The organism is Labrenzia sp. 5N (assembly GCF_012395805.1).
GTDB classification, from domain to species: domain Bacteria; phylum Pseudomonadota; class Alphaproteobacteria; order Rhizobiales; family Stappiaceae; genus Roseibium; species Roseibium algicola.
In genome coordinates this window covers 132,950-148,888 of record NZ_JAAZTM010000016.1, presented here as the reverse complement: position 1 = coordinate 148,888, position 15,939 = coordinate 132,950, and the positions used below count along the sequence as shown (strand labels likewise).

Genomic DNA, 15,939 nt, shown 5'->3' with positions numbered 1-15,939 from the left:
GTTGTCGGAGCGGCTCACGTGTCACGCTCCTTTTTGCCTGAGCGGCCCTTGCCGCCCGTCATGACCTTGCGCTGTTCGGCAGCCTCGTCGGAGAGGCGCACGGTCACGCGGTCTGCCAGACGCATGTCGATGGCAACGATATCCCGGGACAGAAGCCCGCTTTCTTCATCCATTTTCACCAGATCTGCCAAGGCGGCGTCGATGTTGTCTTGGGGCAAGCGGATCGAAATCCCGTTCTCAAGCTGCAGGTCCCAGCGGCGATCGCTGATTAGGAACGCCGCGCGCACGCGCGGACGCAGGCCCGGGACCTTCTCCAGCGAGGTGTTGATCTCGGATGCCCGGCGCTGAGCACCGTGGTTCACGACAAGCAGCAGATTGGCATAACGCCCGTCCACCTCGTCGGTGATCACGTCACCTGATTCGTTTACGATCGAGACCATGTCGCCGCGCTGCCACAGCGCATAGGGCACGCGTTCCTCGATGTTGATCTGCAGCGTGCTCGGATAGAGCTTCATCACCGAAGCGCTCTTCACCCAGGCCATCTCGTTAAGACGCTCGCGAGCGCTATTGGCGTCAAACAGGGCGAGCGAGGAACCCTCGTGAATTTCCAGCGCTTCCAGGATCTGGAACTCGTTGATTTCACGCTGGCCGGACAGCTTGACGGCCTCGATGCCGAAACCAGCAGCGGACAGGAGACTGTCGGCAACAAGCCGGCCGTGCCCCCCTATGACTATTCCATAACCAATTGTTAAGGTTAAGAAAGTCAGCGCAGCAGCAGATCCCGACCAGCGTGGCAGATCTGCCAGGCGCCCGGCCGAACGCCACACCGGCTGGCGGTGCAAACGCGGCACACCGCGCCCGCGCGGAGCCAGTTCAGCCTCCAGCGGGGTCATAGCGTCCCGGTAATGTTTGCGCCTTATCGACAGCAACTCGCGTCCTCAACCATCCAGCTGACCAGGTCCTTGAAACTCATCCCCTTGTGGGCCGCCATTTCGGGTACAAGAGAAGTCGGCGTCATGCCTGGCTGCGTGTTCACTTCTAGGCAAATCAGCTCTCCGGATCCGTCTTCCTTTTCATCGAATCGGAAGTCGGCGCGGGAAACACCGCGGCAACCCAGAGCCTGATGCGCCTTAACTGCTAGTGTCTCTATGGTTTGGTAAACAATCGGTGAAATTTTTGCAGGAAGAATGTGTTTTGAACCGCCTTGTGCATATTTTGCGTCGTAATCGTAGAAGCCGTGACCCAACGGCACTATGTCGATGACGCCCAGGGCCGTATCATCCATGACGGCACAGGTCAGCTCCCGCCCGCTGATGAACTTTTCGCACATCAGAACGTCAGGGTAAGGCCAGTCCTCCCGCCCCAGTTCCTGTGGCGGAAACTCTTGATCTTCCTTGACAATCAGCACTCCGAAGCTCGATCCCTCGTTGATGGGTTTCAGCACATATGGCGGCTTCATCGGATGCTCGCGGGTGATCTCCCGGCGGTTGACAACAAGGTGTTCCGTGACCGGAATTCCGGCTGCATTCATCACCGCTTTTGCCTTCACCTTGTTCATTGCAAGGCTTGAGGCGAGCACACCGGAATGTGTGTACGGGATGTTAAGAACTTCTAATATTCCCTGAACGCAGCCATCCTCGCCGAAGGGACCGTGAAGAGCGTTAAAGACCACATCGGGCTTCAAATCTTTGAGAACAGCGGAAATATTGCGGTCAACATCGACCCTGGTGACCCGGTAGCCGGCTTCTTCCAGCGCATCGGCGCAGCCCTTGCCGCTGGCGAGGCTTACAGGACGCTCGTTAACCCAGCCCCCCATCAGAACAGCGACATGTTTGCTTGCCATCAGGCAGCCTCCCCTTCCTTGCCCAGAAATGGCTCTATAGCCCCCTGTGCACCGAATTCACCCAGGCGCTTGATCTCCCACTCCAGGCGGATACCGCTGTGCGCCAGCACGCGCGCGCGCACGGTTTCCCCCAGCAGTTCGAGATCATGTCCGGTGGCCGTTCCGGTATTGATCATGAAGTTGCAATGCATTTCGGACATTTGCGCTCCACCGACGGTCAGGCCACGGCAGCCTGCCGCGTCGACCTCTTTCCATGCCGACGTTCCGGGCGGGTTCTTGAAGGTGGATCCGCCGGTCTTTTCACGGATCGGTTGCGCCCGTTCACGGTGGGCGACAACGTCGGCCATTTCCTGCCGGATCGAGGCTTCGTCCTGCGGCACGGCTTCAAAGACGGCGGAGGTAAAGATCAGGTCTTTCGAAGCCTCCGAGTGGCGATAGGCATAGCCCATGTCCTCATTCGTCAGAACGTGGCGGTTACCGTCCCGGTCGACCGCGGTCAGCTCCACCATGCGCTCGCGGGTTTCCGTGCCGTGAGCGCCCGCATTCATGCGCAGCGCACCGCCCAGACCGCCAGGAATACCTGTGTAAAACGCAAAACCGCCGAGACCGGCCTTGGCCGCAGCCTCCGCCAGACGCTTGTCCGGTACGGCCGCCCCTGCCCTCAACCTGTTGTCGCCGACTTCCTCGATGGAACCGAAGCCCTTTGCACTCAGGCGAATGACAACGCCCTTCAGGCCGCCGTCACGGATCAGCAGGTTGGAACCCAGCCCTACCGGCAGCACCGGAACATCTTTCGGAAGCTTTTTCAGGAAGGCAGCAAGGTCGTCTTCATCCGCCGGCTGGAACATCAACTGCGCGGGACCACCAGTGCGGAACCACGTGACCGCAGACAGTGGCTGGTTGGCCGTCAGCTTGCCGCCGATACCTTCGGCAAGCTCCGGATACTGCTCCAGCAGATCGGGAAACGCCATGTGACGTCCTCCTTAAAGCTCTTCCAGCTGTTTCGGCAGCGCGTATGCCCACTGGGTGATGTTGCCGGCCCCGAGGCAAACCACGAAGTCGCCCGGCTCGGCCAGTTCCTTGACAAGCGCCGGCAGCTCTTCCGGGCCCTCGATCGCCCGAACGTTCCTGTGACCGCGGGTCTTCATGCCCGAGACGAGATCGGTATGTGCCGCTCCCTCGATCGGCTGCTCCCCCGCGGCGTAGACAGGAGCGATAATCACCGCGTCCGCATCGTTGAAGCAGTTCGAGAAATCATCGAACAGGCTGTGCAGGCGCGAATAGCGATGCGGCTGCATCACCGCGATTACCTTGCCTTTTGTCGACTCGCGCGCCGCATGGAGCACGGCCTTGATTTCAACTGGGTGGTGGCCGTAATCGTCGAATATCTGAACGCCGCCCACCGTACCGGTGTGCGTGAAGCGCCGCTTGACCCCGCCGAAGGCGGCAATGCCTTTTCTGAGATCGTCCGCCTCGACACCAAGCTGTGAGGCAACCGCGATTGCCGCGGTGGCATTCGAAACGTTGTGAAGGCCCGGCATGGGCAGCGTCAGGTCATTCAGTTCGATTACCTGCCCGCTGCGGCGGTCACGAAGGGTCACGGAGAAGATCGACTTGCCACCATCCATCGACACATCGGTGTAGCGAACGTCGGCCTGCGGATTGGCGCCATAGGTGACGACACGCCGGTCTTCGATGGTCCCGATCATCGTCTGGACTTCGGGATGGTCGAGACACATGACGGCAAAGCCGTAGAAGGGTACATTTTCAACGAACTGCCGGAAGGCAGCGCGTACGCCGGCGAAGTCGCCGTAGTGATCCAGATGCTCCGGATCGATGTTTGTGACGATGGCGACATCAGCCGGCAGCTTGACGAAGGTGCCGTCGCTCTCGTCTGCCTCGACAACCATCCAGTCACCCTCGCCCATGCGGGCATTGGTGCCATAGGCATTGATGATACCGCCGTTGATCACCGTCGGATCCAGACCGCCGGCATCGAGAAGTGCGGCAACCATCGACGTGGTCGTGGTCTTGCCGTGTGTGCCGCCAACGGCGATCGCCTGCTTGAAGCGCATCAGCTCGGCCAGCATTTCCGCCCGTCGCACCACAGGGATCAGCTTTTCGCGGGCCGCGACCAGTTCCGGGTTGTCCTTCTTGATGGCGGAAGACACGACCAGCACCTCGGCATCGCCCAGGTTTTCTGCGGCATGGCCAATGGAAACCTTGATGCCGTTGTCACGAAGTCGCTGAACATTGGCGTTTTCCGCCATGTCCGAGCCTTGTACCGTGTAGCCGAGGGTCTTCAGCACTTCGGCAATCCCGCTCATGCCGATACCGCCGATGCCGACAAAATGAACCGGTCCGATGTCCTGCGGCATCTTCATGGCCGTTCTCCTTGTTTTGCTGCGACCTTCTCGACGAGGTCGGCAAGTCTTTTCACCGCGTCAGGCCTGGCGACGCTGCGCGCCTTTTGCGCTGCTTCGCCCAGCATTTCGGGTGCATTCATGAATCGGGTGATTTCCTGGGCCAACCGCTCCGGATAAAGGTCGACCTGACGGATCGGCCAGGCCCCACCTGCTTTTTCAAGCACCTTGGCATTGGCAGCCTGGTCCTGATCAATGGCTCCGGGCAACGGTACCAGGATGGAGGGACGGCCAAGCACACTGAGCTCGCTGACCGACGACGCACCGGACCGGCAGATCACCAGATGCGCCTGGGCAATCCGCTGTGGCATGTCCTGGAAGAACGGCGCGCATTCGGCCTGAACGCCCAGACTGTCGTAAACCGCCTGTACCCGCTCCATGTCCTCCGGTCGGCACTGCTGCACGATCCGCAAACGGGCGCGGATGTCGGCAGGCAGTTTTTCAAGCGCCGGCGGCAACAGATCGGAAAAGAAGCGCGCGCCCTGGGATCCGCCGAAGACCAACAGGTTGAACGTTCCCCCAGTGAGCGGTGCCGAGTAGGGCAACTCCGCAGCCGCGAGGACGGCGTCCCGAACAGGGTTGCCCGTTTCAGTCAGCTTGGCCTTGAAATCCGCCGGCAGATCTTCGATCGGCACGCTTGTGGCAATGGCGGTCACGCCCTTCGCCAACAGGCGGTTCGCCCGCCCCATGACGCCGTTTGCTTCGTGCAGGATGGAGGGCGTGCCCGTGAGCCGGGCAGCATACATCGGCGGAAACGTCGGATAACCACCAAACCCGGCCACGACATCCGGTTTCAAGGCCTTGATCACCTTGCGTGCCTGCAGCGTTCCAAGAAACAGTTTCACTGCGGTCTTCGCCAGCAGGAAGGGATTGCGCCCCCGGATGGTCTCCGAAGCGATGATGTGAACCTTGCGAGCGGGAAAGGCGCTGCCGTATTTGTCGGCCCGTTCGTCGGTTGCTAGTTCCACGGTCCAGCCGCGCCGGATCAACTCGCTGGCCAGCGCCTGTGCGGGGAAGAGGTGGCCGCCCGTTCCGCCGGCCGTCAGTAAAACAGTTTTGCTCATGAGTGCGGCATGGGGCCTTACATCAGGGAAGAGGGTGAAAGCCGGCTCACCGTGACGACATCACCGCGCGACGGCTGCGGCCGCCTGCGCGTGAGCGCCAGAATGGCACCAGCGGTCATGGCGGACGACAAGAGCGACGACCCGCCGTAGGAAACGAAAGGCAGGGTCATGCCCTTGGACGGAATGAGGTGAAGGTTCACCGCGAGATTGATCGTGGCCTGCAGACCGAACAGCACGGTCAGGCCTGCTGTGGCAAGACGACTGAAGGCATCCTGATCACGGCTGGCGTGACGCAGGCCTCTCAAGACGATGAATGCAAAGACGGAGACAAGCAGCAGACAGGCGATTACGCCGAACTCCTCGCCAACAACGGCGAAGATGAAGTCTGTGTGGCTGTCCGGCAGGATCCGCTTGACGGTGCCCTCCCCCGGACCACGGCCCAGCCACCCACCTGCAAGAAATGAATCCTTGGCCGTATCGATCTGGAAGGTGTCGCCGGAGCTCGGGTCGAGGAACCGGTCCACGCGGTTGGTCACGTGCGGCAGGAAGGCATAGGCGGCAAACAGGCCAACGATCCCGATGACGCCAAGCGCCATGATGATGAGCCAGGAAATCCCGTTCAGAAAGAACAGCCCTGCCCAGACCAGGCCGAGCAGCATGGTCTGACCGAAGTCCGGCTGGGCGATCAGGAGAGCCGCGCAAACCGCAAAGAGTACAAAGGCGAAGAGCACTCCAGGCACCTCGCGCCGGCGGCCGCTTTCCGACAGAAGGAAAGCGATCAGGATCACGAAGGCAGGCTTCAGGAATTCGGACGGCTGTATCGACAAGCCGGCGATATAGATCCAGCGCCGCGCACCCTTGGCCTCAAACCCCAGGAACAGCGTCGCGACCATCATCAGTAGTGACACGATGAACAGGATGAGTGCCGCTCGCCGGACCATGCGCGGCGTCATCAGCGAGCCGGCGAGCATGATCGTCAGGGCCGGGATCAGGAACATGGCCTGTCGCTTGACGAAATAGAAGGTTTCAACGCCGATGCGTTCGGCAACCGGCGGACTGGCTGCAAACGAAAGCACCACACCGCCAACCATCAGCAGGCTGAAGGCGGCAAGCAGATAGTGGTCCACTGTCCAGAGCCATTCCGCAAAGCGGCTGCGATCGGCGCGCGAAACCATATCAGGCGACCTCCTGGGTATTGCCGGAATTGGGCAAGGCACGCACCGCATCTACAAAAGCAGCGCCCCGCAGTTCAAAATTCGGGAATTGGTCGAAGCTCGCACAGGCGGGCGACAAAAGTATGGCGATTTCCGCGGCACCGTCCTCTGCCGCCTCGGCAGCGGCGTCCTGCACGGCCTGGGTCAGCGTTCCGCTGATCTTGAAGGGCACGCGGCCATCCAGCGTCTTGGCGAAATCCTGAGCCGCCTCTCCGATCAGGAAAGTCTTGGCGATCTTCGGGAAATATTCGTCTAGCGAGGAGATACCGCCCGCCTTGGCCCGACCGCCCGCGATCCAGTAGATCCGGTCGAAACTTGCCAATGCTCTGGCCGCAGCGTCAGCGTTGGTGGCCTTGGAATCGTTGATATAGAGAACCCGGCCCTTCTTCTCCACCACTTCCATGCGGTGATGAAGTCCCGGGAAGGTCTTGAGGGCCTCTGCGATCTGCGCTGCCGGAATTTCCAGCGCACGCAGAGCCGCGAAGGCAGCCGCCGCATTCTGGCCGTTGTGGTCACCGCGGAGGCTGTCGATCCCGCCAAGCAGGGCTACTTCGATCTGGCTACCGTCATGCGCCTCGATCAGTCGTCCGTGGCGAGCGTAGATACCGTTGGTGAGTTCCTTCTCACCAGCGATCCGGCACACGGGCTTGCGTGCAAGTTCAAGCCTGTCGGCAATTGCTGAGGACAACCGGTCGTCAACTCCCACCACCGCGACCTTGGCACCGGCAACAAGCCGCTCCTTGATAGCGGCGTAGTTTTCCATGGACCCGTGACGATCGAGATGATCCGGTGACAGGTTCATGTGAATGCCGACCGTTGCATCCAAGTTCGGCGCCAAATCGATCTGGTAGGAAGAGCACTCCACTACATAATGCCGACCGGGTTGCGGAGGATCCAGCTCCAGAACCGGCGTCCCGATGTTACCGCCGAGTTGCACGTCCCGGCCGAGGGCCTTCAGGAGATGCGCGATCAGGGCCGTGGTCGTCGACTTGCCATTGGTACCGGTAATAGCAATCAGCGGCGCGGACGGGCATTGTTTGCGCCGCTCACGGCAGAAAAGCTCGACATCGCCGACAATCTCGACGCCCGCATCACGCGCCAGCTCCACGGACCAGTGCGGCACCGGATGGGTCAGCGGCACACCGGGAGCAAGAACCAGTGCGGCAACGTCCGACCAGTCAAGGTCCCGAAGGTCTTGCGTTGCAAGCCCCTCGCCGGCAGCTTGTGCGACCCGGGCTTCGTTGTCGTCGAAACAGACCACATCCGCACCGCCAGCCCTCAGCGCGCGCGCCGTTGCAAGCCCGGACCCGCCGAGCCCGAACAGGGCAACCTTTCTGCCGTCGAATGTGGTGACCGGGATCATGCGCCTACCTCAGCTTCAAGGTTGCGAGGCCGAGCAGGGCAAGCACGACGGAAATGATCCAGAAGCGGATCACCACCTGGCTTTCGGTCCAGCCCATGATCTCGAAATGATGGTGGATCGGCGCCATGCGGAAGACCCGCTTGCCGGTCAACTTGAAGGAGAACACCTGCACGATGACCGACACGGCTTCGAGCACGAAGAGGCCTCCAATGATGGCCAGAACAATCTCGTGCTTGGTGGCAACCGCGATCGCGCCGATCATGCCGCCGAGAGCAAGTGATCCGGTGTCACCCATGAAGATGGCGGCCGGAGGGGCGTTGAACCACAGGAAGCCGAGACCCGCGCCAATCACGGCACCGCAGATGACGGCAAGTTCACCGGTGCCGGCAACGTGGTGGATCTGGAGATAGCTGGCAAAAACCGCATTACCGGAAAGATAGGCAATCAGGCCGAAGGAAGCGCAGGCGATCATCACCGGTACGATTGCCAGACCATCGAGACCGTCGGTCAGGTTGACCGCGTTCCCCGCGCCAACCATCACGAAGGCCGCGAAGGGAATGAAGAAAAGACCGAGATTGAGCGTCAGATCCTTGATGAAGGGAAAAGTGATCGCTTCCGAGTATTCGGACACATCCAGAAGGGTAACCGCGAAGGCCGCGCCGCCCGCGATCAGGAACTCCAGGCCCAACCGGGCCTTGCCGCCAAATCCCTTGTGCGAGGACTTGGTGACCTTCAGGTAGTCATCATAAAAGCCAATGCCGCCGAACCCGAGGGTGACGCCGATGACCACCCAGACGTAAGGGTTGGAAAGATCCGACCATAGCAATGCCGCGACCAGGGCCCCCGACAGGATCATCAACCCGCCCATGGTGGGCGTGCCTTTCTTGGTCAGGAGATGACTTTCAGGTCCGTCGGCGCGGATCGGCTGCCCATGCCCTTGCCGGATCCGAAGACTGGCGATGATTTTCGGTCCGAACAGGAAAACGAAAAACAGCGCGGTCATGATCGCGCCACCGGTTCGGAAAGTGATGTAACGGAACACGTTCAGCGCTGAAATCTGATCCGCGAATTGCCCCAAGAAATAAAACATCCAATGCCCCTTACGCCGCTGCGGTGTCGTCCGCAGGCGGATATTCTTTTTTCAAGGCCTCGACAAGCGGGCCCATCCGGGTTCCGAGCGATCCCTTGATCATAACAACATCACCGGAACGGACGTCGCCCAAAAGCACGTCTTCCAGATCTTTTGCTTCTTCGCAGTAGTGTCCGCGCAGGTCATGCGGCAGCAGCTTCCAGAGCGCATGCATGTGCGGGCCCGCGCAATAGACCGCGTCGATATCGGCGTCGGTAATCGGCTGGAGCAACTCCGCGTGCAAACGGTCGGCATCGGTCCCCAGTTCGCGCATGTCTCCAATGACGGCAATACGGCGCCCCGGCCTTGTGACAGGCGCTTCACCCAGCACGGCAAGTGCTGCCTTCATAGAGGCGGGATTGGCGTTGTAGCTCTCGTCGATCAGATTGAACTCGCCCTTCTGCATGGGCAGTCGGGTCACCTCGCCGCGCCCCTTGGGTGCGCGCATGGAATCGAGTGCCAGTCCTGCTTTTGCAAGATCCGCCCCCAGATCCACGACCGCGGTCAGAACCGCGAGGCTGTTCTTGACGTGGTGTTTGCCCGACGCCCCGATCTTGTAGGTGATTTCCTGGCCCAGAATGCTGGCGTCGACACTCGATCCGGCCGGATAGGAAACGGCCTTCTGGAGATGGCTGTCTGCCGAAGGGTCTTCGCCAAATGTTTGGATCTTGGAAACACCGGCAGCAGCAGCCAGAAACTTCAGCAGGTCAAATTGCAGATTGTCCTTGTTCAGGATCGCAATTCCACCAGGCTCCAGTCCGTCGAAAATTTCGGCCTTTGCCTTGGCTATCTGCTCGACGCTGTCGAAGAATTCCAGGTGTACCGGCTGAACAGTGGTGATGATCACCACGTGCGGGCGCACCATCTTTACCAGCGGCGAGATTTCGCCCGCATGGTTCATGCCGATCTCGAAGACACCGAAATCCGTATCGGCGGGCATGCGTGCCAATGTCAGCGGTACGCCCCAATGGTTGTTGAAAGAGGCAACCGAGGCATGAACCTTGCCGGATTCTGTCAGTGTCAGGCGCAGCGCTTCCTTCGTGCCGGTCTTGCCGACAGAACCGGTGACCGCGACAATGCGGGCGTTGCTGCGAGCCCGCGCTGCAACACCGAGCTTGCGCATGGCTTCAAGCGGGTCGTCCACCACCACGTAGCGGCCATCTTCGGGCAGGTCGGACAAGCGATCCTCGCCGACCAGCGCCACAGATGCACCGGCTTCCAGTGCAGCGGCGACATAATCATGCCCGTCCAGACGGTCGCCGGTGATCGCGACGAATGCATCACCCGGCTCCAGCGTCCGGCTGTCTATGGATATACCGGTAATTTCAGCGCCAGCATCACCCTGAAGGCGGCCACCGGCGGCTTCAACAAAGGCATCAAGGGTCCAAAGCGGGTCGCTCATGTGTTTCCTTCAAGACTGATGGCGCGCTTTACGGCTTCGTGATCGGAAAAGGGAATCACTGTGTCGCCAACAATCTGGCCCGTTTCGTGACCTTTTCCGGCCACACACAGGATATCGCCATCCTTTAGGCGGCGAACTCCCTCTGCGATCGCTTCATACCGGTCGCCAATCTCCATTGCATCGGGAGCGCCACCCAACACCGCCTTGCGAATGGTCGCCGGGTCTTCCGAGCGCGGGTTGTCGTCCGTGACGATAACCAGATCGGCCCTGCGAGCCGCGACTTCCCCCATCAGCTCGCGTTTTCCGGGGTCCCTGTCGCCACCGGCGCCGATGATCACGGACAGCTTGCCACGGGCAAACGGCTTCAAAGCCGCAAGGGCGTTATCAAGCGCGTCCGGCTTGTGGGCGTAATCGACAAAAACCAGCCCGCCTGCTGGCGTCTTGCCGGCAAGTTCAAGACGGCCCGGAGCCCCCTTCAGGTTTTCAAGGGCCCGCAAGGCAGTTCCCGTGTCGATGCCAGCGGCAATCGCGAGACCGGCAGCAATGAGTGCGTTGGAAACCTGGAAGCGACCGATCAGGGGCAGCGTCACCTTGTATTCGCCGCGCGCACTCTGGATCGTCAGTTCCTGCCCTGCCCCCATCGGCTTCAGGCCGGTCAGGGTGAGGTTCCGGCCGGTTTCTCCGACCGTGAAGAGCGGCAATCCTCGCTCCTGCGCGACCGCCATGACCCTGTCAGCATATTTCTCACCCGGATCGCAGACCACTGTGCCGCCTGACGGAAGCAACTCTTTGAACAGGCGAAGTTTTGCATTCAGGTAATGCTCGATCGTCGGATGATAATCCATGTGATCGCGGCCAAGATTGGTGAAGGCGGCCGCCGTCAGCCGAACACCGTCCAGCCGGTACTGATCGAGACCGTGCGAAGAGGCCTCAAGCGCCGCGTGATTGACACCTTCTTCTTCCAGCTCCGCCAACTGCTTGTGCAAGGCAACCGGGTCCGGCGTTGTCAGGCCGCCGTAGCTTTCCCCATCCGGCTTGATAACGCCCAGTGTACCAAGACTTGCGGCAGGATGGCCTGCAGACTGGAAAATCTGACGGGCGAAATGAGCAACGGATGTCTTGCCCGCAGTTCCGGTTACGGCAACGATAGTGTCGGGTTGAGCTCCGTAGAAACGGGCCGCCATTCTTGCAAAAACCTGACGAGGCTCTGCGGCACTTACAACGGCAACCGTGTTCGGCACCTGTGCACGCACTGCATCTGCGGCCTCTTCAGCACACAGAATGGCAATTGCCCCGGCCGCTGCTGCGTCCGGGGCGAATTTTGTCCCGTCGACGGAAGCCCCCTTGAAGGCGGCAAACAAGAAGCCCGGCTGAACCTTGCGGCTATCAGCCGTCAGCCCCGTAATTTTCCGAGCCTCTGCCGCTTCGGGCAAGGTCAGCCCGGCAGCTAAATACTCAAGATCCATCTCACCCGATCATCCGGTTTGTGCGTCGTCATTAATGAGCTTTTTCGGAAAACCGGATTTCGGCTGCGACCCCGCCGGTTTTCAAAGCTCAACTCGTCTCCTTAATAGGAAATCTCGATTGGTTCATCCCCTTTGCTGAACCGCGGCATCACACCAAGCATGGGAGCCGAGCGGCGAACGATTGCGCCAACCATCGGCGCAGCGTTCAGACCAGCCGTCGCACCAATGCCGTCGCGTTCCGGTTTCGGCTCGTCGATAACGACCAGAACCACGTAGCGCGGGTCGTCCATCGGGAAAGCCGACAGGAACGAGTTGCGGCGCTTGTTGTTGACATATCGACCGTTCTCGATCTTCTCCGCGGTGCCCGTCTTGCCACCGACCGTGTACCCTGGGACATCGGCCCGGCGGCCCGAACCGGAGAGCACGTTCAGCCTGAAAAGATAACGCATCATGCGGCTCGTTTCCGGAGAAACAACTTGTTTGCCAAGCTTTTGCACGTCTTCGGGGCTTCTCGGCAGGAAGGTTGGCGGAAGCAGGACGCCACCATTCACCAGCGCTGCGGCGGCAACGGCGGTCTGCATCGGCGTTACCGAGATACCGTGCCCGAACGAGATGGTCATCGCCGCCAGCTCGTTCCATTTCGGCGGCAACAGCGGCGCTGCATTTTCCGGCAACTCGGTCTGCAGACGGTCCGTCAGGTGCAGGCGCTTCAGGAAGTCCTGCTGGCGCGCAATCCCGGTCGCCAGCATCATTTTTGCGGTGCCGATGTTGGATGAATAGATGAAGATTTCAGGCACCGACAGGATGCGGTGTTTCCCGTGGAAATCCGAAATCGTACGGCCGCCGGCCCTGATCGGACGGGTTGCATCGAAGCTGTCATTGATCGAAACAGCCCCCGAATCCAGTGCCATTGCGGTGGTGAAGGTCTTGAAGACCGATCCCATTTCAAAGACACCACCGGTTGCCCGGTTCAGGCGGTCTTTTTCCAGGGCCTGGGCCCGGTCGTTCGGGTCGTAGTCCGGCAGGGAGGACATGGCGACCACTTCGCCGGTCTTCGCATCCAGAACGATACCGGCCGCGGCGATCGCCTTGTAGCGTTCCATCGCCTTCACGAGCTCATCGCGCACAACATGCTGCACGCGCAGGTCGACGGACAGCTTCACCGGCTCCATCGTACGGTCGGACGTAAAGCCAAGCGATTGAAGGTCCCTCAACCAGGAGTCATCGATGTATTTTTCGATCCCGGCGAGGCCCTGATTGTCGACGTTGACGGAACCAACGATATGGCCCGCGGTCGGCCCACCCGGATAGAAACGCTGATTTTCCGAAAGGAATCCGATACCCGGCAGGCCGAGATTGTGTACTCTTTCGGCCTGCTGCGGTGTCATTTCACGCTTAAGCCAGACGAAGCCGGCGCCGCTTTCCAGGCGGCGACGCACGAGACCCTCGTTCAGATCCGGCACGATACGGATCAACCCCTCGACCGCCTCGTCCACATCCATGATGCGGCGCGGTTCAGCGTAAAGCGAAGCCGTCTTGATGTCGGTAGCAAGGATCTCGCCGTTCCTGTCGATCAGGTCCGGACGGGAGGCGGCAACGGAATCCTGCGCCGAAATCCAGGCATGGGACGGCGCCTCTTCCATTTGCGCCAGCATGACCAGCCGGCCCGCGATCGCAACATAGACGCAGGCAAAGGCAAGCATGGCCACATAGACACGGGATTTGACCGCGCTGGCGGAGACGGAGTCCCTTGTCGCCCGCGGATGAGCACGTCTTACCTGAAGGAAGCTGGCCGGTTCACTAACCATCGTCATGACCGCGCCCTCACTGGATCACAGCAGACGAGCCGGCATAGCCGCCCATCTGACTGCCACCGATTGGCTCCAGCATCACAGGACGCGCCGGGAGATCTTCCGTTGTCACGATCTGCTTCACATCAAGCGGTTCAAGAAGAAGATAATCGTTATAGCGTTCGACAAGGGATTGCAGCCGGTCCGGCTTGTTGAGAAGGCTCCACTCCGCCTTCAGATGACGAATGGAGTCGCGCTCCTCATCGATCTGCCGCTTCAGATCGGCAACCTTTTCCGCAGACTTCGTCGCTGCGAGCTTCATGTCATAGACAGTCGCCGCGCCGATCACGACCGCCAGTATGAACACGATGTTCAGCGTTCGAACCATATTAGCCCCCTAGCCCATGGAAGGCTGCGAGACGTGGGACACCCGCCTGATGGATGTCCAGCTCTCGCGCCTCAGCTTCGGTCCGCCGCCCGGCCCGAAGCTTCGCGGATCTTGCCCGCGGATTGATGTCAGTTTCAGCGTCGGCAGCTTCCACCGCCTTGCGCGTCAACAATTCGAATGTCGCCGGAGGCACGTCTTCCTCCGGCATATGTCGTGATCCGCCACCGCGGGTCCGGGTCCGATCCTGGAAGAACCGCTTGACGATACGGTCTTCGAGGGAATGGAAACTCACCAGCACAAGGCGTCCGCCCGGCTTCAGAATCCGCTCGGCCGCGCCCAGCGCTTCAGCCGCCTGATGCAACTCGCCGTTCACATAGATCCGCAGCGCCTGGAAGGTTCGCGTTGCCGGATGGATCTGAGCCTTCTTGGGTGACCGGCCAAGCACCTTTTCGATCAGGTTCGCCAGCTCCAGGGTCCGGGTGAATGGCTTTTCCTTGCGGGCCCTGTCGATGGCGTGCGCAACTGTCGTCGCCCGCTTTTCCTCGCCCAACAGACCGATGACGCGGATCAGATCCTTCACTGGCAGCTCATTGACGACATCCGCAGCCGATGGCCCGGCCTGCTCCATACGCATGTCCAACGGCCCATCGCGCAGGAATGAAAAGCCGCGATCAGCCTCATCAAGCTGCATGGAAGAAACGCCGAGATCGAGAACCACACCGTCGACACCATCAAAACCGCAACCGCGGACATGCGTTTCAAGACCCGCAAATTGACCCGGCACGAGCATCAACCGGCCTTCGGAAGCTTTCACAAGCTCCTGCCCGCCGGCAATCGCGTCCGGATCCCGGTCGATACCGATCACATGGGCACCACGCTCCAGAATTGCGCGGGAATAACCTCCGGCACCGAAAGTACCGTCGACAATCACTTCGCCGGGCTGCGGTGCAAGCCACTCCAGAACCTCTTTCAGGAGAACCGGCACATGGCGCTCGGGTCCGCCAGCGTCAGGAGCAACGTCTCTGTCGCCGAGCGCCATCATACCGGCTCTCCCTGAGAGGATGCGGAGCTTTGCCCCGACAGCATCGCGAGCGCACGCCGTTGGGCCTCTGCGCGGTACTCGCGAAACTTTTCAGGTTCCCAGATCTGGAACTTGTAATTCATGCCGACGAAGGTGACCTGGTTGGTAATTCCGGTGTGTTCGCGGATCATGTCGGAAATGGTCATGCGGCCATCCCCGTCGATCCTCGGGTTTTCACTGGCACCGAACAGGGCGATCGCCAGTGCATCATGATCGGGAGAGAGCTTTGCAAAGGCTTCCGAGCGCTTGTTGATTTCAGCAAGCAGATCGTTTCCGCCCGCGTCGACAGCCGCGCAGTGTGAAGAAGCAATGCAATAAAGGCCTTCAAATCCATCTCTCGCCAATACCGTACGGAAGGGCGCCGGGATCGACACGCGACCCTTGGCATCCAGCCGGTTGGTAAAGTGAGAAACAAAGCCGGCCATTCATCCCCTCGAAACGGGTCCCCACCCGTTCAAATCCCAAGTTCACCCGTAAATGAGAGGAAGGCCGGCAACTTGCCCGGACACGCAATTTGCAAAAACGGCACTTTCAGAACCGTTAAATCGATGTCCATGACCCTACTGAGATGGGCCCGCGCTCCCCATTCTGGGTATTTATGGGATACCATGGGAAATCATGGGCGGTCAATGGAATCTCATGGATTCCGGCTCGATTTGATCGCACACGACCCCGTCGAGAGACCTTAAGGCAAACATGCTTAATGAAGCCTTGACACAATTGGAGAATCGGATTCGCAGGAATACGGAGGTTTTCCGCATCGAAGCCCGGAAAAC

The 15,939-nt window shown here is 60.4% G+C and carries 14 protein-coding genes; all 14 read right to left on the bottom strand.

The window, feature by feature from the left end; translation table 11 throughout:
- Window positions 1–14 precede the first annotated feature (14 nt).
- Window positions 15–893, bottom strand: a complete 879-nt coding sequence (locus tag HEP89_RS16530) for a cell division protein FtsQ/DivIB (protein ID WP_208993490.1) — start codon at window positions 891–893, stop codon at window positions 15–17.
- Between the two features lie 23 nt (window positions 894–916).
- Complete coding sequence (locus HEP89_RS16525; RefSeq protein WP_023000496.1) at window positions 917–1,843, bottom strand: D-alanine--D-alanine ligase; 927 nt, start codon at window positions 1,841–1,843, stop codon at window positions 917–919.
- A complete protein-coding gene (murB, locus tag HEP89_RS16520; RefSeq protein WP_168692535.1) occupies window positions 1,843–2,814 on the bottom strand; it encodes a UDP-N-acetylmuramate dehydrogenase in 972 nt (323 codons plus the stop codon). The genes HEP89_RS16525 and murB overlap by 1 nt, the downstream gene beginning before the upstream one ends.
- Before the next feature lie 12 nt (window positions 2,815–2,826).
- Window positions 2,827–4,227, bottom strand: coding sequence for a UDP-N-acetylmuramate--L-alanine ligase (gene murC / locus HEP89_RS16515; RefSeq protein ID WP_023000494.1), 1,401 nt, complete (start codon window positions 4,225–4,227; stop codon window positions 2,827–2,829).
- Window positions 4,224–5,330, bottom strand: a complete 1,107-nt coding sequence (gene murG, locus HEP89_RS16510; protein WP_077292348.1) for an undecaprenyldiphospho-muramoylpentapeptide beta-N-acetylglucosaminyltransferase — start codon at window positions 5,328–5,330, stop codon at window positions 4,224–4,226. Before murG ends, murC begins: the two co-directional genes overlap by 4 nt.
- A gap of 17 nt (window positions 5,331–5,347) precedes the next feature.
- A complete protein-coding gene (gene ftsW / locus HEP89_RS16505) occupies window positions 5,348–6,505 on the bottom strand; it encodes a putative lipid II flippase FtsW (protein WP_023000492.1) in 1,158 nt (385 codons plus the stop codon).
- A 1-nt stretch (window position 6,506) separates the two neighbouring features.
- Complete coding sequence (murD, locus tag HEP89_RS16500; protein WP_168692534.1) at window positions 6,507–7,907, bottom strand: UDP-N-acetylmuramoyl-L-alanine--D-glutamate ligase; 1,401 nt, start codon at window positions 7,905–7,907, stop codon at window positions 6,507–6,509.
- Window positions 7,908–7,911: 4 nt separating this feature from the next.
- Window positions 7,912–8,997, bottom strand: a complete 1,086-nt coding sequence (mraY, locus tag HEP89_RS16495; RefSeq protein ID WP_023000490.1) for a phospho-N-acetylmuramoyl-pentapeptide-transferase — start codon at window positions 8,995–8,997, stop codon at window positions 7,912–7,914.
- A gap of 10 nt (window positions 8,998–9,007) precedes the next feature.
- Window positions 9,008–10,438 carry a UDP-N-acetylmuramoylalanyl-D-glutamyl-2,6-diaminopimelate--D-alanyl-D-alanine ligase gene (locus tag HEP89_RS16490; protein ID WP_168692533.1) on the bottom strand — a complete coding sequence of 477 codons (1,431 nt, stop codon included), beginning with the start codon at window positions 10,436–10,438 and terminating at the stop codon, window positions 9,008–9,010.
- Window positions 10,435–11,904, bottom strand: coding sequence for a UDP-N-acetylmuramoyl-L-alanyl-D-glutamate--2,6-diaminopimelate ligase (locus HEP89_RS16485; protein WP_062488123.1), 1,470 nt, complete (start codon window positions 11,902–11,904; stop codon window positions 10,435–10,437). Before HEP89_RS16485 ends, HEP89_RS16490 begins: the two co-directional genes overlap by 4 nt.
- A gap of 101 nt (window positions 11,905–12,005) precedes the next feature.
- On the bottom strand, window positions 12,006–13,718 hold the full coding sequence (locus HEP89_RS16480; protein WP_168692532.1) for a penicillin-binding protein 2: 1,713 nt from the start codon (window positions 13,716–13,718) through the stop codon (window positions 12,006–12,008).
- 10 nt (window positions 13,719–13,728) lie between these two features.
- Window positions 13,729–14,082: a hypothetical protein gene (locus HEP89_RS16475; RefSeq protein WP_023000486.1), complete on the bottom strand. Its 354-nt coding sequence runs from the start codon at window positions 14,080–14,082 to the stop codon at window positions 13,729–13,731.
- Window position 14,083: 1 nt separating this feature from the next.
- Window positions 14,084–15,124: a 16S rRNA (cytosine(1402)-N(4))-methyltransferase RsmH gene (gene rsmH / locus HEP89_RS16470; RefSeq protein ID WP_168692531.1), complete on the bottom strand. Its 1,041-nt coding sequence runs from the start codon at window positions 15,122–15,124 to the stop codon at window positions 14,084–14,086.
- Window positions 15,121–15,588 carry a division/cell wall cluster transcriptional repressor MraZ gene (locus tag HEP89_RS16465; RefSeq protein WP_168692530.1) on the bottom strand — a complete coding sequence of 156 codons (468 nt, stop codon included), beginning with the start codon at window positions 15,586–15,588 and terminating at the stop codon, window positions 15,121–15,123. Before HEP89_RS16465 ends, rsmH begins: the two co-directional genes overlap by 4 nt.
- Window positions 15,589–15,939 lie beyond the last annotated feature (351 nt).